General features: G+C 63.6%; 17 protein-coding genes and 7 tRNA genes. 7 read left to right on the top strand and 17 right to left on the bottom strand.

Annotated elements, in window-relative coordinates; translation table 11 throughout:
* The first annotated feature begins 18 nt into the window (after positions 1-18).
* From metX to BM125_RS00425, 4 genes are all read left to right on the top strand, one after another.
* Entirely contained in the window at positions 19-1143 is a 1125-nt protein-coding gene (gene metX, locus BM125_RS00410; protein WP_092403916.1) for a homoserine O-acetyltransferase MetX, read from the top strand.
* A gap of 72 nt (positions 1144-1215) precedes the next feature.
* The gene (locus BM125_RS00415) at positions 1216-1794 is read left to right on the top strand and encodes a cysteine dioxygenase family protein (protein WP_092403917.1); all 579 of its coding nucleotides are present in this window, start codon (positions 1216-1218) and stop codon (positions 1792-1794) included.
* Positions 1795-1862: 68 nt separating this feature from the next.
* Positions 1863-1949, top strand: a tRNA-Leu gene (locus BM125_RS00420).
* 140 nt (positions 1950-2089) lie between these two features.
* The gene (locus BM125_RS00425) at positions 2090-2794 is read left to right on the top strand and encodes a PP2C family protein-serine/threonine phosphatase (protein WP_092403918.1); all 705 of its coding nucleotides are present in this window, start codon (positions 2090-2092) and stop codon (positions 2792-2794) included.
* Positions 2795-2881: 87 nt separating this feature from the next.
* On the opposite strand, the gene BM125_RS00430 is transcribed toward BM125_RS00425, so the two are convergent.
* The 4 genes from BM125_RS00430 to BM125_RS00445 form a co-directional block, all read right to left on the bottom strand.
* Positions 2882-4207: a cytochrome c family protein gene (locus BM125_RS00430; RefSeq protein ID WP_092403919.1), complete on the bottom strand. Its 1326-nt coding sequence runs from the start codon at positions 4205-4207 to the stop codon at positions 2882-2884.
* Positions 4208-4462: 255 nt separating this feature from the next.
* A complete protein-coding gene (gene dnaQ / locus BM125_RS00435; protein WP_092403920.1) occupies positions 4463-5173 on the bottom strand; it encodes a DNA polymerase III subunit epsilon in 711 nt (236 codons plus the stop codon).
* Positions 5170-5625 carry a ribonuclease HI gene (rnhA, locus tag BM125_RS00440; protein ID WP_092403921.1) on the bottom strand — a complete coding sequence of 152 codons (456 nt, stop codon included), beginning with the start codon at positions 5623-5625 and terminating at the stop codon, positions 5170-5172. Before rnhA ends, dnaQ begins: the two co-directional genes overlap by 4 nt.
* On the bottom strand, positions 5622-6506 hold the full coding sequence (locus BM125_RS00445) for a class I SAM-dependent methyltransferase (RefSeq protein WP_139224790.1): 885 nt from the start codon (positions 6504-6506) through the stop codon (positions 5622-5624). The genes rnhA and BM125_RS00445 overlap by 4 nt, the downstream gene beginning before the upstream one ends.
* Positions 6507-6557: 51 nt before the next feature.
* On the opposite strand from BM125_RS00445, the gene gloB reads away from it, so the two are divergent.
* From gloB to BM125_RS00460, 3 genes are all read left to right on the top strand, one after another.
* Positions 6558-7325, top strand: coding sequence for a hydroxyacylglutathione hydrolase (gloB, locus tag BM125_RS00450; RefSeq protein ID WP_092404130.1), 768 nt, complete (start codon positions 6558-6560; stop codon positions 7323-7325).
* Positions 7322-8671 (top strand): LysM peptidoglycan-binding domain-containing protein, encoded by a 1350-nt coding sequence (locus tag BM125_RS00455; RefSeq protein WP_092403923.1) that lies wholly within the window; start codon positions 7322-7324, stop codon positions 8669-8671. The genes gloB and BM125_RS00455 overlap by 4 nt, the downstream gene beginning before the upstream one ends.
* A 248-nt stretch (positions 8672-8919) precedes the next feature.
* Complete coding sequence (locus tag BM125_RS00460; protein WP_092403924.1) at positions 8920-9702, top strand: enoyl-ACP reductase FabI; 783 nt, start codon at positions 8920-8922, stop codon at positions 9700-9702.
* 61 nt (positions 9703-9763) lie between these two features.
* Here BM125_RS00460 and BM125_RS00465 read toward each other — a convergent pair whose 3' ends face one another.
* The 13 genes from BM125_RS00465 to BM125_RS00525 all read right to left on the bottom strand — a co-directional run bounded on the left by BM125_RS00465 (position 9764) and on the right by BM125_RS00525 (position 21555).
* Positions 9764-11671 (bottom strand): SurA N-terminal domain-containing protein, encoded by a 1908-nt coding sequence (locus BM125_RS00465; RefSeq protein ID WP_092403925.1) that lies wholly within the window; start codon positions 11669-11671, stop codon positions 9764-9766.
* A 213-nt stretch (positions 11672-11884) separates the two neighbouring features.
* Positions 11885-11959 (bottom strand) — tRNA-Val (locus BM125_RS00470).
* 8 nt (positions 11960-11967) lie between these two features.
* Positions 11968-12240, bottom strand: a complete 273-nt coding sequence (locus BM125_RS00475; RefSeq protein WP_092403926.1) for an HU family DNA-binding protein — start codon at positions 12238-12240, stop codon at positions 11968-11970.
* Between the two features lie 306 nt (positions 12241-12546).
* On the bottom strand, positions 12547-15057 hold the full coding sequence (lon, locus tag BM125_RS00480) for an endopeptidase La (protein WP_092403927.1): 2511 nt from the start codon (positions 15055-15057) through the stop codon (positions 12547-12549).
* Positions 15058-15185: 128 nt separating this feature from the next.
* A complete protein-coding gene (clpX, locus tag BM125_RS00485) occupies positions 15186-16466 on the bottom strand; it encodes an ATP-dependent Clp protease ATP-binding subunit ClpX (protein ID WP_092403928.1) in 1281 nt (426 codons plus the stop codon).
* A gap of 115 nt (positions 16467-16581) precedes the next feature.
* Positions 16582-17214, bottom strand: coding sequence for an ATP-dependent Clp endopeptidase proteolytic subunit ClpP (gene clpP / locus BM125_RS00490; protein WP_092403929.1), 633 nt, complete (start codon positions 17212-17214; stop codon positions 16582-16584).
* Between the two features lie 25 nt (positions 17215-17239).
* Positions 17240-18523, bottom strand: coding sequence for a trigger factor (tig, locus tag BM125_RS00495; RefSeq protein WP_092403930.1), 1284 nt, complete (start codon positions 18521-18523; stop codon positions 17240-17242).
* A gap of 456 nt (positions 18524-18979) precedes the next feature.
* Positions 18980-19064, bottom strand: a tRNA-Leu gene (locus BM125_RS00500).
* Positions 19065-19148: 84 nt separating this feature from the next.
* A tRNA-Lys gene (locus BM125_RS00505) sits at positions 19149-19224 on the bottom strand.
* A 59-nt stretch (positions 19225-19283) separates the two neighbouring features.
* A tRNA-His gene (locus tag BM125_RS00510) sits at positions 19284-19360 on the bottom strand.
* A gap of 132 nt (positions 19361-19492) precedes the next feature.
* Positions 19493-19569, bottom strand: a tRNA-Arg gene (locus tag BM125_RS00515).
* Positions 19570-19659: 90 nt separating this feature from the next.
* Positions 19660-19736 (bottom strand) — tRNA-Pro (locus BM125_RS00520).
* 127 nt (positions 19737-19863) lie between these two features.
* Positions 19864-21555, bottom strand: a complete 1692-nt coding sequence (locus tag BM125_RS00525; protein WP_092403931.1) for a protein kinase domain-containing protein — start codon at positions 21553-21555, stop codon at positions 19864-19866.
* Positions 21556-21578 lie beyond the last annotated feature (23 nt).

Raw genomic sequence — 21578 nt, forward strand, 5'->3', positions numbered from 1 at the left:
ACAAAGGGAGCGCTGTTGATGGCGAGCCCTGGCCAGCGCACTCCTGGCGACGCACGACGCTACTTCGAGCTCTCGCCGCAATTCCCCATGAAGCGCGGCGGCGTCCTGCATGGCGCACGCGTCGCCTACGAAACCTGGGGTGAACTCTCGGCCAGCCGCGACAATGCGATCCTGATCCTGACCGGACTCTCGCCGAATGCGCATGCGGCGGCGAACGAGGACGATCCCACGCCGGGCTGGTGGCAGGACATGCTGGGACCGGGCAAGCCGATCGACACCAGCCGTTGGTTCGTTATCTGCGTGAACACCCTGGGCAGTTGCAAGGGCTCGACCGGCCCGGCATCGATCAACCCGGATACCGGACGACTGTACCGACTGGACTTTCCCGAGCTCAGCCTCGAGGACGCCGCGAACGCCGCGCATGAGCTGGTGAGCGGGCTCGGCGTCGCCAGGTTGGCCTGTCTGATCGGCAATTCGATGGGCGGCATGACGGCCCTGGCCTATCTCTCCATGCACCCCGGCAGCGCGAGGGCGCATATCAGCATCTCCACGGCGCCACAGGCCCAACCTTTTTCGATCGCGATCCGCTCACTGCAGCGCGAAGCAATCCGGCTCGATCCTGACTGGCAGCTTGGCCAGTATGACGATGAACACTATCCGGATGCCGGCATGAGCATCGCGCGCAAACTCGGCGTCATCACCTATCGTTCGGCGATGGAGTGGGTCGGCCGCTTCGCGCGCATCCGGCTCGATTCCGAAAAACGCGACGACGAACCCTTCGCCGCCGAGTTCCAGGTCGAGTCGTATCTGGCCGGACATGCGAAACGCTTCGTGCGCAACTTCGATCCGAACTGCTATCTCTACCTTTCGCGTGCCAGCGACTGGTTCGACATCGCCGAGCATGGCGGCGGCGATGCCTCGGCGGGGCTCGCCCGTATCCACCTCGAACGCGCCCTGGTCATCGGCGTCAGCACGGACATCCTGTTTCCCCTCTCGCAGCAGGAGGAGATCGCGGCCGGTCTGCGCCAGGGCGGTGCCGATGTGGATTTCGTGGCGCTGGACAGTCCACAGGGACACGATGCCTTCCTCGTCGATATCGACGGCTTTGGCGGGGCAATCGCGCCGTTTCTGGGCTCGCTGTAGAATTGGTCCGCCAGCCCCGGGGCGCAGCCATGCGCAATCCCCGGCTTTCCGATCCACACAGGCCAGTACGACATGCTTGCACTCGATTTTCCCGGTTCGCGCAGACTCGTCGAATCCCTCGACGACGCAGTGCGCAAGGACTGCACCACGGCCATCACCGATGCCCTGCGCCAGACCCTGTGCCGTCTCATGCACGACCAGGATGTGAGCCTGCCGAAGTGTGTCTACGAGCCTGCCAGCGACCACTACGCGCGTCGCGAAATCTATCGCAGCGACGATCTCGGTTATTGCGTGATCGCGATGACCTGGGGGCCCGGCCAGGGTACCGCCATCCATGACCATGCCGGAATGTGGTGCGTCGAAGGCGTCTGGCATGGACAGATCGAGGTCACCCCCTACGAACTGGTCGAGCAGGACCAGGGGCTCTACCGTTTCGAATCACGCGGCACGATGCTGGCCGGCCCGGGCTCGGCCGGAAGCCTTATTCCGCCGCACGAATACCACACCATCCGCAATCCGAGCGACGATGCCATTGCCGTTTCCCTGCACATCTATCGCGGCTCGATGACCTCGTGCGCGGTATTCCGCAAGATCAGGGACAACTGGTACGGCCGCGACCAGTGCCAACTTTCGCTGGACCGCACGCATTGAACGCGAGGATGTCGCGGAATCGGGGCTTGAATCGGGCACCACGTTCTGGCGTATACTCCGCGCCCCGCGCCGAAGTGGCGGAACTGGTAGACGCGCCGGACTCAAAATCCGGTTCTGGCGACAGAGTGCGAGTTCGATTCTCGCCTTCGGCACCAATTCGATCGACCCCCGGCCGCACGCTTGCGCCCGGCCGTGCAGGCGCGGCATCATGCCGTATCGCCGGACAGCCTCCACAGGGGCAGGCTGCCGGAGCGGTATCCCATCGGGATTTCCCCTTCAGGCTAGTCGACTGCGCATGATCGAATTCGGCCACAGCTCGCACGTCGGTTTGCGCCGCGAGCACAACGAAGACACCTATTATGCCGACGCCGACATGGGCGTCTGGCTGGTCGCCGATGGCATGGGCGGCCACGAACACGGCGAAGTCGCCAGCGCCATCGCCCGCGACACCCTGATTGCCGAGATCGACAAGGGCACTCCGCTGGTGCGGGCGGTGCAATTGGCCGACGAGGAAATCATCCGACATTCGAACCGGCGCAGCGAAGCCCTGCCGATGGGCACGACAATCGCCGCGATGCGCCTGGTCGGCGCCAACGAGTTCGAGATCGCCTGGGTCGGCGACAGCCGCATCTACCTCTGGAACGGGGCGCTCAAGCAGATCTCGCAGGACCACTCCTACGTCCAGGAACTGATCGACCAGGGCGCCATCACCAGTGAACAGGCCCGCCATCACCCGCATCGCAACGTGGTGACCCAGGCACTGGGCGTCACCGATCCGCAGTCGCTGCGGGTCGAACTGGTGCGCGGCGAATTCGGCGCCGGGATGCAGATCCTGCTATGCAGCGACGGCCTGACCGAGGAGGTCAGCGACGCCGAGATTGCGGCCCTGCTGGCCCGCCCGGAGCTGTCGGCACAGGAATGCGTTGACCAGCTGATTCTCGCCGCGCTCGATGGCGGTGGTTCGGACAACGTCACGGTCATCCTCGTCCGCAATCGCTGAGCGATCGCGGCCAACCACCCGAACCAATCCGATCCTCGCCGCTCTGGATCCCGTGACGCCCCCTCGCGGAGGCGTCAACGGAAGGCCTCAGGGTGCGGCAGCGCGCAATGCAGCCAGTGCATTGTTGAAATTCTGTACGGACCAGGAATTCTCGTCCTTGATCGTGGCGTACAGCGCATCGAGCCGGCTGCGCAGCATGGTCGCCTTGTCGCCATCGACCTTGCCGTCGTTTTCGAATGCGACGACGACCGATTGCGCGGCCATGGCCACCTGCTCGGCAGACGCGTAGTCACGATATTCGCCACGTTTGGCATCGGCTTCGATGCTGGCAAGGATGGCGTCGAGACTGTCCGGCCCATAGTTGAAGGCGGCCACGGTGGGCAGCAATTCCTCGATTGTCGCCCGCAGGCGTCGCGCCGCGGCGAAGGTTGCATCCCGGCTCTGGGTCGTCGCCTTGTGCAGGGCGCGTGTCTGCTCAAGCAGGCGTGCCGCCGCAGCCTTGTCGACCGGCGCCAGTACATGACGGAACATGACCAGGTTGGCATCGTTCAGGCGCACGACGCCCGGCCCGAGGCCGGTACCCTGGCGCGGGCCCCACTTCCGGCCCGACATCAGGCGATGGCAGGCGTGGCAGTCGAACAGGACCAGTTCGGGGAATATTCCTTTCCAGCCGGCCTTCTCGTCGACAACCAGGTCAAGCAGGTTCTCGGCGGCGACGCCCTGGCCGACGGCCCAGTCGCGAACGCCGTTCCACTCGCCCTTGCGCTTGGTCCAGGCTTCACCGATCTTGTAGTGCGGGTGCAGCCAGGTGAATGTATCCAGTTCGAAGGACAGTCGCGGATGGCCGGCACCCATGATGCGATGCGTGATCATCCGATCGGACGTTCCCATGTGGCAGGAAAGGCACAAACGCGCCCGTGCCACGGGCTGGTCAGTCGGATAAAGGCCGTTCTTGACGTTTTCGTCGTGACTGACCGAACGATCGGCATGCGCATTGAGCCAGAGCTCGGAACCGCCGTGGCAGGATTCGCAACCGACGCCATCGGAAACCTGGAAACGATCACCGCGCTTGTCGGCGGCAATCGAATCGGCATGGCAATCGAGGCAGACCTTGGCCGCAGTCGGGTCACCGATGCCGAGATTGCGGGCAATCGACTTCGAGGCGTCGCTTTGCAGGCTCTGCCAGGCCTTGGCATGCGGATCGAATTCCTGCCAGATGGCGAATTCGTTCTGCTGCACATTCGAGTCACGAAATGGTTGCGAAGCGCCATGGCAGACGCTGTTGCTGCAACTGGCCACGCCAAGATGCTTGTGGGATTCAATGGTGCTGACCGCCGAAGGCGCGGCCGTCGCGACGATTGGACTTGATGCCAGCAGCAGCATGACGAGCAATGCAGAACCGCAACGCTTCATAGATCTTCTCCCCGTGGCTATCCGCCTGGACTCACGTTCGGGCCATCTTCCCCGGGCCGATTATGCACCACATCGACCACATTTCTCACGCCCTGGCCGAGCGAAACGGTCCGATGCCTGCAATTCCGGGCTGGTCCGCGCAGGGGGCAACGCGGCAATCGACGCCCCCGTCCGCATCGACGTGGAAACGGGCCGCACCTGGATGGTCGATTCCGCCACACGCTGGTTCTCCACCCTGGTGGCGCCAGGCAAATGTCAGCTGGCCGCGGGCGCTTTCCATACGCAGGCGCCCCCACTGGATCGTTCGATCGATTCGAGGCGACGCAGGTGCGCGGCCAGTTCCTCGGCGGTCGCGCGAACGATTCGCAAGGCCGCACCCGAAACCGGACCCGTCGCGATCGCCGCCCGTGGCTGATCGGATGCCTCCACGGCCAGTCCCAGATCGCCCTGGCCGGCTGTCATCGCCAGATAGACATCGGCCAGCAGGTAGGCATCGACGAGCGCGCCATGCAGTTCGCGGTGGCGATTGTCGATGCCGAGCCGCTTGCACAACGCATTGAGGTTGTTCTGCTGGCCCGGGAATTTTTCCCTGGCCATCTGCAGGGTATCGAGAATCTGACTGCGATCGCCGAGTCGCCCCAGCTCCGGTTGGACACGGGCAAGCTCGGCGTCGAGAAAGCCGACGTCAAAGCTGGCGTTGTGTGCGATCAGCTCGGCGCCTTCGACGAAGGCGAGGAAATCCGCGGCCACCTCGGCGAAACGCGGCTTGTCGAGCAGAAAGTCGTCACCGATGCCGTGCACGGCGCGGGCGCCCTCGTCCACGCTGCGCTCGGGGTTCAGATAGACATGAAAGGTCCGCCCGCTCGGACGCCGTTCGAGCAGTTCGATGCAACCGATCTCGATGATCCGATGGCCCTTGCCTACTTCGAGACCGGTCGTCTCCGTATCCAGCACGACTTGCCTCACGTCGCCGCCTCCTGGCTGTCGCGCATGGCTTCGGCAGCCCGCCGCGCAAGGACATCCGCGCGCTCGTTTTCGGGATGACCGTCATGGCCACGGACCCAGTGCCATTCAACCGCATGCGGGCCAAGGGCCAGCGCAAGGCGCTCCCACAGGTCCCTGTTCTTGACCGGATCGCCACCCGCCGTTCGCCAGCCCTTGGCGATCCAGCGCGGCATCCATTCGGTGACCCCGCGCATGACATATTGCGAATCGGTGGTCAGTGCGATCGAGCACGGCTTGCGCAAGGCTTCGAGTCCACTGATCACTGCGAGCAGTTCCATGCGGTTGTTGGTGGTGTGCGCCTCGCCTCCCGACAGTTCGCGCTCATGCGAACCGCGACGCAGCAAGGCTCCCCAGCCGCCGGGTCCCGGATTGCCAAGACAGGCTCCGTCAGTGAACATTTCGACGGAACTCATGGGCTCACGCGCCGGCTCGGCGACTGCGCAAGGGCGCTGTTGACGGGCACCCGCCTGCGACCCGCTCGCAGCGGTATCGGACGCATGCCGACACGTTGCTTGCGCGCCGCGAGCAGCCATGCGCCTTCCCAGATCGCGCCAGCAGGACCAGAATCCGTCAGCGATGCGTCGCGCGAGTTCCCCGGCCAGGCGCCGCCGAGAAACTCCCGGCGCACGATTGAGAGCTTGCAACCGACCAGCGCGCTGCGCACGCGTCCTGACGAGGAGTAGTCCGGAAGAAGCAAGCCATGCCGGACCTGACGCGACAGCCAGAACCGCCAGGGACTCAGTGGATTCAGACCGAACAGGAACAGCATCCCGCCCGGCGCCAGGATGCGGGCGAGTTCCGCCTCGATCCCGCTGCCGGGGCCCAGCACGTCGACGATATGGCGGGCCACGATCAACTGCATGCTGTCATTCTCGAACGGCAGGCTGTCCGGAAGGCAGCGCAGGTCCCCGGCCAGGCCGTTGCCATGCCGGTGCAGGCGGGTCCATTCCGGATGGCTCGATATCGCGCGGGCCTGGCCTACCGCCAACGGGTCGATCGACAACCCCGGCCCAGACGCCACGAGCGCCGCACGCGCGCGCGCCAGGTTCCACTCGCCGGCCAGCAGATGCTGCAATTCGACAAGCTCGAAGATACTGCGAGGCACAAGATGCACGGCCCGTAATTTCCCTGTTGGCTGGACTGGTGAGATCCATCGACCTGCGAGTTTAACCCGCTCGATTCGCGAGGTCTTCGCCCACCCGGGAAAAGTTGTGCGGCCGCGGGAGATGCCGGAAGCGGCAGCGGCAGCGGCAGCGGCAGCCAGATCATCAGGCTCGGCGACCTTGCGCGCCATGCTCCGGCCCGACATTCCGCCGCTGGCGCTATAGTGTCCTCCATGGAATCCATGCGACTTTGGCCGATTCCGGCCCTGAACGACAACTACATCTGGCTGCTCGCCGACGGCGAAGGCAACGCCTTGGCGGTGGATCCCGGCGAGGCCGCACCCCTGCAGGCAGTGCTGGACGATCGGAACCTTCGCCTGCGCTCGATCCTGCTGACCCACCACCATCCCGATCACATCGGCGGCGTTGCCGGACTCTGTGCGCGCGAACCGATCGAGGTCTACGCGCCGCGCGACGAACGCATCGGAATCGCCACGCACCGCGTCGACGACGGTGACCGGATCGAGATTGCATTTCCGGCCTGCCGGTTCGAGGTCATCGCCGTGCCCGGCCACACCCGCAGTCACGTTGCCTACCACGGTCAAGACCTGCTTTTCTGCGGAGATACGCTGTTCAGCATCGGCTGTGGCCGCCTGTTCGAGGGAACCCCGGCGCAAATGCTCGAATCCCTGGAACGGCTGGCCGCGCTGCCTGGTCATACCCGCATCTGCTGCGGCCATGAGTACACGATGGCCAATTGCGCTTTCGCATTGACGGTCGAGCCGCACAATAGGGCATTGGAGGCACGCTTCGAACACGTCCGTAAGGCACGTTCGGCGAACCAGCCCACCGTACCCTCCCTGCTGTCGGAGGAATTGGCCTGCAATCCGTTCCTGCGCGCCGACGCGCCAGGCATCATCGAGTCCCTCAATGCCCTGCAGATCGAAGCTTGTAGCCGGGTTGACCGATTCGCCGCATTGCGTCGCCTGAAGGACTCATTCCGCGCATGATCGACAGCAGGCCTCGCTCGTGGGCCTGGCCCGTGGCGCTCACCCTGTCACTTGCCCTGGCAGCCTGTTCCGTACCGGTCTCACAGACCCGACCGCCCGTCGACCGCGCTGCCGAGCCGCATGGCCAGCCTTACTCCGCTGCAACCGAACCTGCGCCGCTATCCCCGGATGCCGGCGTGCCGAGGGTTCCAGCGAGCCCCTGGCAACGATTGCGCGAAGGCTTCGTCATGCCCGGATGCGACTACGAGCCGGCGATTCTGCGGGAGGCTAGTCGCTTCACGCGATCTGCCGACCGGTTTGCCTCGAACTGGCGCGATGCGATGCCATTCCTGTTGCTCGTCCTCGATGACATCGAACGCCGCAAGCTGCCGACCGAATTCGCCCTGCTGCCCTACGTTGAGAGCCGCTATCGTCCGCTCGTCCCCGCCACCAGCCGGAGCCCGGCCGGCGTCTGGCAACTGATGCCGGGCACGGCGACTTCCCGTGGGCTCGTGGTGGATCGGACGCTCGACGAGCGCCTCGATATCGTGGCATCGACCCGCGTCGCCCTGGACCTGCTCGAACGCTACGATCGTGAGTTTGGCGATTGGCGCCTGGCGACCATGGCCTACAACGCCGGTGAATACCGGATCAAGGCGCAGCTCGCCGCCACGCCAGGCCGATTGCTCTCCGCGGACGCGCTCGCCAGGCTGAAACTGAGTCCGATCACGCACCAGCACCTGGCGCGCTTGCTCGCGCTTGCCTGCATCATCAGGGAGCCGGATCGTTTCCGGGTGAGCTTGCCGACGGTAGAGGCGGATGATGTTCTCGACGAATTGGCGTTGTCGGCACCAATCGACCTCAGACTCGCGGCGGCACTTTCCGGACTGTCGCCCGAGCGGTTGCGCCGACTCAACGCCGCTCGCGATCCGGCATCGCCCAGCGCCGTATTGAGGGATCGGATCCTGCTGCCGAAGACACGCCTGGCCGGATTCGAGACAGGTCTGCAGGAAATCCCCGTAACACAGCGCGCCTACTGGAAATCCCTGCGCGTGGAGCATCCGATCGCGCTCATGGACCTCGCCAGCCGCATGCACGTCCCGACTACCGCCCTGGTCGCTGCCAACCGACTGTCCGACGCCGCCGATCTGCGTCCAGGTCAGGTTGTTCTGGTGCCCGCGGAGCGGTCCGAGACTGCGGCCGGGGGTGTCCCGGAGTTTCATCTGATACGGTCTGGCGACACCCTGTCCACAATCGCCCTCCGCTACGGCCTTCGCCTCGGTCAATTGCTGCGCTGGAATGCGATCGGCCGCGATTCGACCTTGCGCATCGGCACGCGGCTGCGCATCCGTGCGCCCGGGTATTGAAACCCGCCGTCAATCGTTCGGGCGACTCGGTTACACTGCGCGCGCTGCTGTCGGGCTGGACGATCCGGAATCGAATATCCGGCAGCGACCACGGGCTCTCGTTCCAGCCGGGTCGTTACCTGGCATGGGCTACGCGCTGGTGACTTGAACCCGGCCTCGCGGCTCGCAGGGAACCAATGCACCATCGGCAGGCTGCCCTGCACCAACGGATACGCGAACGAAGCCCATCGACAGGCAACGGAGGACACATGGGATTTCTACAAGGCAAACGCGCCCTGATCGTCGGCATCGCAAGTACGCGCTCGATCGCCTGGGGCATTGCCAGCGCGATGCATCGGGAGGGCGCCGAGCTCGCATTTACCTACCAGAGCGACAAGCTCAAGAGCCGCGTTGAAGATGCCGCTGCGGAATTCGGGTCCAACATCGTCCTGCCGCTGGATGTAGCCGACGATGCGCAGATCGACGCGGTATTCGATGAACTGGGACGGCAATGGGACGGCCTGGATATCCTTGTCCATTCGGTTGGCTTCGCCCCGCGCGAGGCGCTGCAGGGTGGCTTCCTGGACAACCTGACACGCGAGAGTTTCGCCATCGCCCACGACATCTCGAGCTACAGTCTGGCCGCGTTGGCCAAGGCGGCCAGGCCCATGATGCGGGGCCGCAACGGCTCCATTCTCACCCTCAGCTATCTCGGTGCCGAGCGCGCGCTGTCGAACTACAACGTGATGGGTCTCGCCAAGGCCAGCCTCGAGGCGAACGTCCGCTATCTGGCCTTCAACCTGGGTCCGGAAGGCACGCGGGTCAACGCGATCTCGGCCGGCCCGATCAAGACCCTGGCCGCCTCCGGCGTCGGCAACCTGCGCAAGATGCTCGACCATGTCGAGGCCAATGCACCATTGCGGCGCAACGTAACACCCGAGGAAGTCGGCAATGTCGGCGCCTTCCTGTGTTCGGATCTCGCCTCGGGTGTCACCGGCGAAATCACCTATGTCGACTGCGGGTACAGCACCGTCGGCATGACCGGCATCTGATCCAGCCGAACTCCGGCCCATCAACCCTGACAAAAAGGGCCGCGACGCGGCCCTTTTTTCGTTACATGCGATCTTCCGCGATCTTGATGTCCATGCCGGCCCGCAGTGAAGCGATGAAGTCGCGCGCGGCCGAACTGGCAATCGCCTGTTGCAGGGTATTCTTTGCCGACTCGCGGGTAGTTGCATCGACCGCCGTTGGATCGGCATCGGCCACGTTGTCGAGTCGCAGCAGGGCGAACTCGTCGTTGGCCAGCTCGACCATCTTGTAGGCCGGCGTTCCCTCCTGCGGACGCGGCAGCTCAAATGCCGCATTGACCAGGGCTCCATCCACGTTCACCGCGTTTCGACCGATACCGCGCTCTTCCTTGACCGCAAGCTCGAGCTCGGCGGCGATCTTGTCGAGCCCCTCGCCGCCCTCGAGTCGTGCGAACAACGCATCGGCACGCGTCCTGGCCTGCTTGCTGACGCGTTCTTCAATGATGCGCTTCTGGATATCGGCGCGAACCTCCTCAAGCGGTTTCGGCGTCGCCGGCTTGTGCTCGGTGACGCGCACGATCGCGATATGGTTGGGACCCAGTTCGATCTTGTCGGAATTGTTTCCCTGGACCAGGACCGGATCGGAGAATGCAGCCTCGATGACCGCAGGGTTGGAAGCAATCCCGGCACCACCCTGGCGCGAGAACAAGCCGGTCTTCTGAACCGTCAGGCCAAGCTCGGTGGCAGCAGGATCCAGGGAGGTCGAGTCCGCGTAGGTCAGGTCGATGAGCCGGCCGGACTTGTCGTTATAGACGCGCTCGCGCTCGGACTCCTGGTATTCCTTGGCCAACTCGTCGCGAACCTCCTCGAAGCTGCGGGTCTTGCCCGGCCTGAGATCGCGAAGCTCGATTACATGGTAGCCCTCCGAGGAAAGAACCGGATCCGAGATCTGGCCCTTGTCGAGCTTGTAGAGGGCATCCTCGAATGCGGGATCGGTCATGCCCTTGTCCAGCCAGCCGAGATCGCCGCCGAGTGCCCGGGATCCGAGGTCATCGGACGATGTCTTGGCCAATTCGGCGAAGTCCTTGCCGCTTCTGGCGGCTTCGGCAACCTTTTCCGCTTTCTCCAGCGCCTTCTTCTGTTCGTCCGGACCGCCGTCGCCAGCCACCTTGATCAACACATGCGAGGCCAGGCGCTGTTCCGAAGTCACATACCGCGCCTTGTCCTTTTCGTAGCGCTCCTTGAGCGTGGCGTCATCCGGGTTGAGCTGTACGTCGAGCGCTTTGGCATCCATCTCGAGGTAGTCCAGCGCAACCTCTTCCGGATTCATGTAGTCCTGTTGATGTGCCTTGTAGTAGGCCTCGAGTTCCTCGTCGCCGATCTTGGTGTCAGCAGGCTGTGGCTTCGCCAGGGTGACAAAGCGGAAATCGCGGAGCTGGCCGCGCAGGCGCAGCAAATCATCGACCTCTCGATCGGTCACGAATGCGGTCGTGGCAACGGCCACCGGGATCTCGCGCGTGGACATTTCGCGAGCTACTTCATCGGCAAAACCCACTGGGGTCTTGCGCACCGCGGCCAATCTCGCCCGGTACAGATCCTGGTCGAACTGGCCGTCCTTCTGGAACGCCGGAATCCGCGAAATCTCCTTGCGCAGGCGATCGGCCGGAATCACGGCGCCGAGCTTTTCGTTTGCGGCAAGCAGGACCTGCTCGTCGACAAGCTGATCGAGAAACTGGCGCTTGATCGCCGGCTGTTCGAACAGGCGCGCGTCGATCTGGCCGCCGGTTTCCTGCAGCTTCTGCTGCCGGTACTCGTCGAATCGCGAACGGAATTCCTGCTGCGAGATTTCCCTGTCGCCGACCTTCGCCACGAACGAATCGGTCCTGCTGATGAAATAGGATTCGATTCCGAAGAACGAGAAAGCAATGATGATCGCGCCGAGCACGATCTTCGCGATCAATCCGGAAGTTTTTGCGCGTAGTGCCTGAAGCATGCAACCGCCTAATGGTTTGAGTGTTCAGCCTTCGGCGGGCAGCCCGGGCCGTCGACCGTGGATCGCGGAACCTGACGCCCGGCCTCCGCATGAAAAAGCAAGGGCGCCACTCGGGCGCCCTGCTTGGGAAGTAGCGACTTGGAGACGATCCTATCCGCTACCCCCGGCGTGACAGTCCGACATTGTAACCGACTGGACGCCCGTAGCGCGGGGTGGTGGGTGCTGAGGGTTTCGAACCCCCGACCCTCGCCTTGTAAGGGCGACGCTCTACCGCTGAGCTAAGCACCCCTGACCGCTCAGTTGATCGCGTCCTTGAGGCCCTTGCCGGCCTTGAAAGCAGGAACCTTGGACGCCTTGATCTTGATCGTGTCGCCGGTGCGGGGATTGCGACCGGTCCGTGCAGCGCGCTTGCGCACGCTGAAAGTGCCGAAGCCGACCAGCGAAATGCTGTCTCCGGACTTGAGGGCTTTCTTGACGACCTTGAATACCGCTTCTACCGCGCGCTCGGCGTCTGCTTTCGTCATATCGGCAGCGTCGGACACGGCGCCAACAAATTCAGCTTTGTTCATTATCAACTCCCTTTCGAGCAGCAACCCAGATTTGATTGGAATGAACATGCCACGCGTTGCAAGCGAGGTGGGCTGACCTCCGGCGTGGGCATCGTTCCTCCGCGATCCTGCCGCATTCGATTGCGCCGGCGGATCGTGGCGTGACCTTTATACCAGTGCCCCAGATACCGCGCAACACAAGGATTGGCGCGACTTTCAGCGATCCGGAACCGAATCTCCGCCGATCAAGAAACGGTGCTTTCGTCAATGACCGAGGGCGCACTTCCGGCAATTCCACGCGCCTCCCGGATGAGCCGGTCCACCCGCTCAGTGCGGCCTCACCGGAGCATCCTCGACCGCACCCTTGTGCTTTGTCTCCACCGTCGCGGTCACTGCTTGATCCGGGCGACTGCCCGGTGTCAGCGGGTGCTCGAGCGCGATATCGAGGACTTCGTCGATCCACTTCACCGGGCGAATCTGCAGCGATTCGGTAACGTTGGCGGGTATGTCCGCGAGATCCTTGCGGTTTTCCTCCGGGATGATGACGGTACCGACGCCACCCCTATGCGCCGCAAGCAGCTTTTCCTTGAGTCCGCCGATCGGCAGGACACGACCACGCAGGGTGATCTCGCCGGTCATGGCCACATCGGAGCGGACCGGGATGCGCGTCAGCGCCGAGACCAGGGCCGTGCACATGGCGACACCGGCACTGGGGCCATCCTTCGGCGTGGCGCCTTCGGGAACGTGAATATGGACATCGAGCTTCTGGTAGAACTCCGGATCGACACCAAGCCTGTCGACGCGCGCCCTGACCACGCTGAGCGCGGCCTGGATCGACTCCTGCATGACGTCGCCGAGTTGTCCGGTGTGCTGCAACTTGCCCTTGCCGGGAACGGTGGTCGCCTCGATGCTGAGCAGGTCGCCACCGACCTCGGTCCAGGCCAGGCCAGTCACGAGCCCGACCTCGTTCTGCAATTCGGCACGTCCGAAACTGAACTTCTGCACGCCCAGGTAATCGTCGAGATTTTCCTCGCTCACGCTGATCGCACTGCGCTTCCTCGCCGGCGACGGCTTGGCGGTTGCCTTCTTCGATACCGCCTTGGCCGCTTTGCCGGCTTTCGGCGCCGTCGCAAGACTCAGTTCCTTGACCACCTTGCGGCAGATCTTGGAAATCTCGCGCTCCAGATTGCGTACGCCTGATTCGCGCGTGTAGTAGCGGATCACACCGCGGATGGCGCTCTCGGCAATGCTCAGCTCGGCTGCCTTCAACCCGTTCGCCTTGAGCTGCTTGGGCACCAGGTAACGTTGCGCGATATTGACCTTTTCATCCTCCGTGTAGCCCGGGATCCGGATCACTTCCATGCGATCGAGCAGCGGGCCGGGAATGTTCAGGGAGTTGGCGGTCGCGATCCACATGACTTCGCTGAGATCGAAATCGACCTCGAGATAGTGATCGCTGAAGGCGTTGTTCTGCTCGGGATCGAGCACTTCGAGCAGGGCCGAGGCCGGATCGCCACGAAAATCCATCGACATCTTGTCGATCTCGTCGAGCACGAACAACGGATTGCGCGTACCGGCCTTGGACATGTTCTGGATGATCCGCCCCGGCATCGATCCGATGTAGGTGCGCCGGTGACCGCGAATTTCCGCTTCGTCGCGCACGCCACCGAGCGACATGCGCACGAACTTGCGGTTGGTCGCCTTGGCGATCGACTGACCGAGCGAGGTCTTGCCGACCCCGGGGGGGCCGACCAGGCAAAGGATCGGTCCTTTCATCTTGTGCACGCGTTGCTGCACGGCGAGGTATTCGAGGATACGATCCTTGACCTTTTCCAGTCCGAAGTGGTCGGCATCGAGCACTTCCTGGGCCATACGCAGGTCCCTGCGAACCTTGGTCTTCTTCTTCCACGGCGCGCCGACCAGCCAGTCGATGTAATTGCGCACGACCGTCGCTTCGGCCGACATCGGCGACATCTGCTTGAGCTTGCCGAGTTCGGCGCGGGCCTTGGCCAGGGTCGCCTTCGGCATGCCCGCAGCCTCGATCTTGCGCGCCAGTTCCTCGAGTTCGCTCGGCGCGTCCTCGGAATCACCGAGCTCCTTCTGGATCGCCTTCATCTGCTCGTTGAGGTAGTACTCGCGCTGGCTTTTCTCCATCTGCGACTTGACCCGGCCGCGAATGCGCTTCTCGATCTGCTGCACGTCGATTTCGCCATCGACGAGGGCAATCAGCCGTTCGAGACGATCGGCGACGTCGGGAGTCTCGAGTACCTGCTGCTTGTCCTGCAGCCGGACCGAAAGATGCGCGGCGATGGTGTCGGCCAGGCGCGAGGGATCCTCGAGTCCGGCCAGCGTGGCCATCAGCTCGGGGGGAATCTTGCGCGACAACTTGACCAGTTGCTCGAACAGGGAGACCAGCGAACGCGATATGACCTCGATTTCGCGGTCGTTGCGCGTATTGACCGGATCGAGCGCGCGCACGCGCGCGGTCAGCAGCGAGTTGCGTTCGGAGAATCCGGTGATTTCGGCGCGCGAAGTGCCTTCGACCAGCACCTTGATCGTGCCATCCGGCAACTTGAGCAGCTGCAGCACCGAGGCGATCGTGCCGATCGAGTAGAGGTCTCCCGCCTCGGGTTCGTCGACATCCGGACTGCGCTGGGCGACAAGCAGGATCTGTTTGTCGGCTTCCATGGCGGCGTCAAGGGCACTGACCGACTTTTCGCGACCGACGAAAAGCGGAATGACCATGTGCGGATAGACCACGACATCACGCAACGGCAGGATCGGCAATTCGATCACGTCATCCGTTTCGCTCGGCGGCGTCTTGCTGGTTTTGTCCATCTCTTGAATCCTGGTGCTTTCGGCGGCGATCAAGGTCAAACGGCAGCGTGAATGCACGCTGCCGTCTGGTCAAGTGCGGGCATCGCGCCCGCATTGCAAGGGAATGGTCGCAGCCGGCAAGCCGGGATCTACTCGGCCGCAGCAGCGCGCGCCTGCATGTTGCCTTGGTAGATCAGGTACGGCTCCGCCTGGCCGTTGATCACGGCCTCATCGATGACCACCTTGCTGACATGCTCCAGCGAAGGCAGGTCGAACATCGTATCGAGCAGGACCTGTTCAAGAATGGTGCGCAAGCCACGGGCGCCGGTCTTGCGCTCGAGCGCCTTGCGCGCGACAGCGAGCAGCGCATCGGGACGGAACTCCAGTTCGACGCCTTCCATGTCGAACAGACGCCTGAACTGCTTGGTGATCGCATTCTTCGGCTCGGTCAATATCTTGACCAGCGCCTCCTCATCGAGTTCCTCGAGGGTTGCGACGACCGGCAGGCGACCAACGAATTCCGGAATGAGGCCGAACTTGATCAGGTCGCCCGGCTGGACCTGGCCCAGCAGCTTGCCGGTATCAGCCTTGCTGCCGGTGCTGCGGATTTCGGCACTGAAGCCGATGCCGGTGGTCTCCGAGCGCTGCTGGATGATCTTCTCCAGCCCCGAGAACGCCCCACCGACGATGAACAGGACATTCTTGGTGTCGACCTGCAGGAATTCCTGCTGGGGATGCTTGCGGCCGCCCTGCGGCGGTACCGAGGCAACCGTGCCCTCGATCAGCTTGAGCAGGGCCTGCTGCACGCCCTCACCGGAGACATCCCGGGTGATCGACGGGTTTTCGCTCTTGCGCGAGATCTTGTCGATCTCGTCGATATAGACGATGCCGCTCTGGGCCTTTTCGACGTCGTAATCGCACTTCTGCAGGAGTTTCTGGATGATGTTTTCGACATCCTCGCCGACATAACCGGCCTCGGTCAGGGTCGTCGCATCGGCAATTGTGAACGGCACGTTGAGCAACCGCGCCAGCGTCTCCGCCAGCAGGGTCTTGCCCGATCCGGTCGGACCGACCAGCAGGATGTTCGATTTGGCCAGCTCGACCTCGTCGTTTCGGCTACGCGATTCGAGCCGCTTGTAATGGTTGTAGACCGCGACCGCAAGCACCTTCTTGGCCCGAGACTGCCCGATCACATACTGATCGAGCACGTCGAGGATTTCCCTGGGCTTGGGCAGGTGGCTTCGCGCCGAGGCGGCCTTTTCCTCCAGTTCCTCGCGGATGATGTCGTTGCAAAGTTCAACGCATTCATCGCAGATGAACACGGAAGGACCCGCGATAAGCTTGCGGACCTCGTGCTGGCTCTTGCCGCAGAAAGAGCAATAGAGGATTTTTCCGCCGTCGCCCGATCGGCTTTGTCGATCTTCTGTCATGCCACGCCTCGGGTGGTTACTCTGGCCGCGGGCCGAGCATAGCACAGCATTTCGCCGTTCCTGGCCGGTTTGGCCCGGATCGGGAGCTCTGGCCCATGCGCCCGCGAATGGGGGATCAAACCGGGTGCACGCTCTCGACCGGACGTCGGTCGAGGACCGAGTCGATCAGGCCGTAGGCCTGGGCATCGGCTGCGTTGAAGAACAGGTCGCGCTCGACGTCACGCTCGATCCGCTCGATCGGCTGCCCCGTATTCGCGGCCAGTTCCTCGTTCAGGCGCCGACGCAGGTACAGGATTTCCTTGGCCTGGATCTCGATGTCGGTGGCCTGCCCCTGGGCGCCGCCCGAAGGCTGGTGGATCATGACCCGGGAATTCGGCAAGGCATAGCGCTTGCCCTTGGTCCCGGCCGCGAGCAGGAACGAGCCCATGCTGGCCGCCTGCCCGATCACCATCGTGCTGACGTCCGGCTTGAGGAAGCGCATCGTGTCGTAGATGGCCAGGCCGGCCGTGACGACGCCACCCGGGCTGTTGATGTACAGATTGATGTCCTTGTCCGGGTTCTCCGATTCGAGGAACAGCAACTGGGCAACCACGACATTGGCCACGTAATCGTCGATCGGCCCGACCAGGAAGATCACGCGCTCCTTGAGCAGCCTCGAATAGATGTCGTAGGCCCGCTCGCCGCGCGAGGTCTGCTCGACGACCATGGGCACGAGGTTGAGGGCCTGACTCGGGATATGACTGGACATTGCGGATCTCCGTGACTGCGGTGCCTCAGGCGCCGGGGCGCATGACCTCGGCGAAGCTGAGCTTGCGCTCGCTGACCTTGGCGTTCTGGGCGATCCAGTCGATGACCTGATCCTCGAGGACACGGCTCTGAAGCCCGCTCATCAATTGGGGATCCTTCGAATAGAGTTCAATGACCTGCTGCGGCTCTTCGTAGGTCGAGGCAATCGCGTTGAGCGCCTCGGAGACCCGGCGTGTATCGATCCGGATCTGGTTCTGGCGGGCAATCTCGGCCAGCAGCATGCCACCAGCCACGCGGCGGCGCGCGGAAGCGAGGAATGGCTCGTGCGAGCCGACCTCCTTGTTTTCTCCCGCCGACTGGCGGGCCAGCTGACGGGCCTCGTTTTCGACCAGACCCTGCGGCAGCTCGAGGTCGGCATGCGCATCGATCAACTTTTCGACCGCCGACGCCTTCAGTCGCGAGGCCAATGCGGCCGCCAATTCGCGCTCGAGGTTGGCGCGCACATCCTCGCGGAATCGCTCGAGCCCGCCCTCGTCGACGCCGAACATAGCCAGGAACGCGTCATCGAGATCCGGCATCTTCGGCTCCTGCACGCGCACGATCCTGAAGCTCGCGCGGGCCGATTTTCCGGCCAGTCCTGCAATGCGGAAGTCGGCCGGGAAATCAAGATCAGCCTCGAATGCGTCATCGACGACATGACCGAGCAACTGGTCTTCCAAATCCTTGAACAGGGCATCGGAACCCACGATCGTGCCAACCCGGTCGGTGTCGGTTTCCGGATAGCGGAAATCGGCAGCCTGGGCCGAGAACTCGAACAGGACCATGTCGCCGTTCTGCGCGACGCGATCGACCGGGTTCCAGGTGCGACGCTGCTGGCGCAGGGTTTCGATCATCGCATCGACATCGGCGTTTTCGACACTGGAGGTCTGCCTTACGATCTCCAGTCCGCTGACATCGAGGGGACCGATTTCCGGCATCACCTCGAAGGTCGCCGTGTATTCGATCTCGCCGTTGTCCGGCTTGCCGCTGGTCGAAATCGACGGCTGCATGGCCGGGCGCAACTTTTCCGTGTTGACCGCTTCCTGGAATGTCGATCCGATCAGCTCCGACAGGGCTTCACCCCGGATCTGCGCACCGAAGCGCTGCTCGATCACCTTGGTTGGGACCTTGCCTGGGCGAAAGCCCTTGAGGCGGGCGCTACGGCCCATTTCCTGGACACGATTGCGGACCGTGTCCTCGAGACGCGCGGCAGGAATGCGCACAGTCAGCTTGCGTCCAAGATTGCCGACGTTCTCAACCGAAACTTGCATGGATGCTCCTTGAAACTACGAAGCCCGACCTTGGGCCGGGCGTGGCTAGCCGGTAATCATAAAGCATTGTGCAGCGGTTTCGCACTGGCTGGCGCGCGATTCGCCCTGCCCGGCGGCGACCTCGCCGCAGCCGCCTCTGCGAGGTCCGAGGCCTGCCCCTGGCCGGGGAGAGCCATGGTGCAAGCGGACTTGCGGCGGAAACGGCGGGCTACCGGGCCGCGCCAGGGGCTGTCGACGATCACCAAGTGCGCGAGGCTTGCCCCGACCCAATCCGAGCCGAGCGGCGCCAGAGGGTTGCCTGCCGTGACCGCGCCGGCGCCAGAGACACCAGCCGCCCTGTTTTCCGGCGTTGCGGCCAAGGGACGAGGCCCGGGGTTCCCGACGACCAGAACAGGGCAAGTGCGGATCCGCTTTTCTGCGTTGCCGCTGAAGAATGAGCGTTAAGCTCTTTCGATTTGGTGCGAAAGGAGAGACTCGAACTCTCACGGGTTGCCCCACTGGAACCTAAATCCAGCGCGTCTACCAATTCCGCCACATTCGCAACGTCGGGTGCCCGGGAAACCGTCCGGCGCAGTCGCCGGAAGCGCAAGAGTTGCGGCTCGCTGCCGCAGCGAAGAGGTCTGTTTGGTGGGTCGTGAAGGATTCGAACCTTCGACCTATTGATTAAGAGTCAACTGCTCTACCAACTGAGCTAACGACCCGAACAGACATTCAATTCTAGCAAACCGCGATCCGTCCGAAAACAGGGGACCGCTGAAAATGGGGTGAGCGAGGGGACTCGAACCCCCGACATCCGGAATCACAATCCGGGACTCTAACCAACTGAGCTACGCCCACCATTGTCTCGATCGACACACACGCATCGTACCGCCTGTCCGATCCCAGTGCAGGCAACCCGGTGCGCCTTGAAACCTGAATCCCTTTCCGGACGCCCGAAGGCAACTCCCGGCCATACAATTCCGATCCGCGTGGCGCGCCCGACAGGAATCGAACCTGCAACCGTCGGCTTAGAAGGCCGATGCTCTATCCAATTGAGCTACGGGCGCATCGTCAGTCGAATTGTCGCAGCAAATCAACCAGGCCGTACGGTGCAATCGCGAAACCGTGCCATTCGACCGCGTGGCCGGGAACCGGATTGGTCGGGGTAGAGGGATTCGAACCCCCGACATCCTGCTCCCAAAGCAGGCGCGCTACCAGACTGCGCTATACCCCGCCGACATCGATCCTTCAGTCCAGCCCGAAACGGTAGCGACTACCGGAAAGGCGCGGAATGGTAATGTCGCCGTCGGTTCGCGTCAATGCGAACCTGCGCGCGCCCTGGCCCGCAAGGGGCCCGGCAGCTACTTGAGGCGGGCCAGTTCGGAACCGACGAGGTCCTTCAGCCATTGCGGATTGCGCTCTTCGCCGAGTTGCGACTCGAGATACTTCCGATAGTCCGCTGACGACATCTTCTGCCGCATCGTCGACAGGGCCGACTTCGCCCCGCTGCGCCCGGCCGCATTGTGCGAATCGAGCGAAAGCGCTTCGGCGAACGCATAGACCGCATCCTCGGCATAACCCCCGGCCAGATACTCCGAACCATCCTTGAGGCTGCGCTCGAGCGAGGCTGCCTGATCGGCGTCGAGTCCTGAAACCGTCCTCCAGCTCTGGATGGGGTCAGCGGCAAACCAGGCCACGACCAGCAGCAAGGACAGCACAGCCGCGGCAATCCCGCCGATCTTCCGCCAATCCGGCGCCTCGAAGGCGCGCTGGAATTCGGCAGCGTCGGCGAATCGCTGCTCGCGCGTGAACGCCAGTGCCTTTTTCAGAGCCTGCCATTGCACACGCGTGAGCGAGGTCGGGCGTTCCGGACGCATGTTGTCGCTGCGCGCGATGTCGGCTCGCACATGATTGAACGGGTGTGCGCCGGCATGCATGGAGTAGATGATGCAGCCCAGCGCGTAGACGTCGTCGGCAGGCGTCGGACGCTGCCGATTGAGCATCTCGGGACTCGCGTAATCGATGGTCAGCGCGAACAGGTCGTCGGCGTCGAACACCGTGTCGTATTCGCGACGCCGGGCGATACCGAAGTCGAGAATCTTCAGATCGCCGTTGCGGTCGATCATCATGTTCGACGGCTTGAGGTCGGCATGCGAGAGATCGCGCAAGTGCGCGTAACTCATGCCGGCCAGCATGCCGTGGGTCAGGTGCTTGCGTTCCTCCGCAGTCATCGGATTGGTCGCTGCCGCGCGCATGCGCGTATGCAGCGGCACGCCCTCGACGACCTCCATGGTCAGATAGACCAGCGCACCATCGCGGTCGAAGTCGAACACCTTGACGATGTTCGGGTGGTTCAGCGATTGCGCGTTCTTGGCCTCGCGCTGGAGCGCAACGAAAGCCCGTTCGAAGCCGATCAGGCTGCCCGATATGAACTTGATCGCGACGAACGGATCCGGGTCCAGCGCCTCCATCTTGCGGATGTCGCGGGCCCGGAACACGGCACCCATGCCACCTCGGCCGAGTTCCTCGACCAGTTCGAATCGCTCCTTGATGAAATCACCCGTCTTGGGCAGCTCGTCGCGATTAGCGGCGCTGCCCGCCGTTCGCGCCGACGACGGTGTCGCCGACTGGCCCGTGCGGGGACCCGGAACCTGCATGATCGGTGCCGCCGGCACCGACACGGAAGTCGCCGGCGGCGCCGCAGGCAGGCTGCCATGAGGAACCGAGACGTTGGTCGCCGGTGACTTCGATTCGCCACCAGCGGCATCGCTGCCCGGTCCGGGTTTGAGCATGCGCGTGGCGGCCGCTGCACTTTCGTCGGCCTTGCCGCGATGGAGCACGACCGTCTCCGGCTCCTTGCGCTCGAGGATTCGCGTGGCGTCCTCGGCAGGGCTGGTCGAGCCCTCCCCGGACTTGGCATCTCGACCCGGCATCAGTAGTGTCGGCGCGTCGCTGCTGTCGCCCTTGCCTTCGGCCGCAGCGGAGGACGCCGGAGATCCTCCGCTGATGACGGTTTTCTCACCGTCGTCCAGGCCCGGCTTTTCGCCGCTCATGGATGCCTGCCCGCGACGTAATG

Source organism: Dokdonella immobilis (assembly GCF_900115085.1).
Lineage (GTDB): Bacteria > Pseudomonadota > Gammaproteobacteria > Xanthomonadales > Rhodanobacteraceae > Dokdonella > Dokdonella immobilis.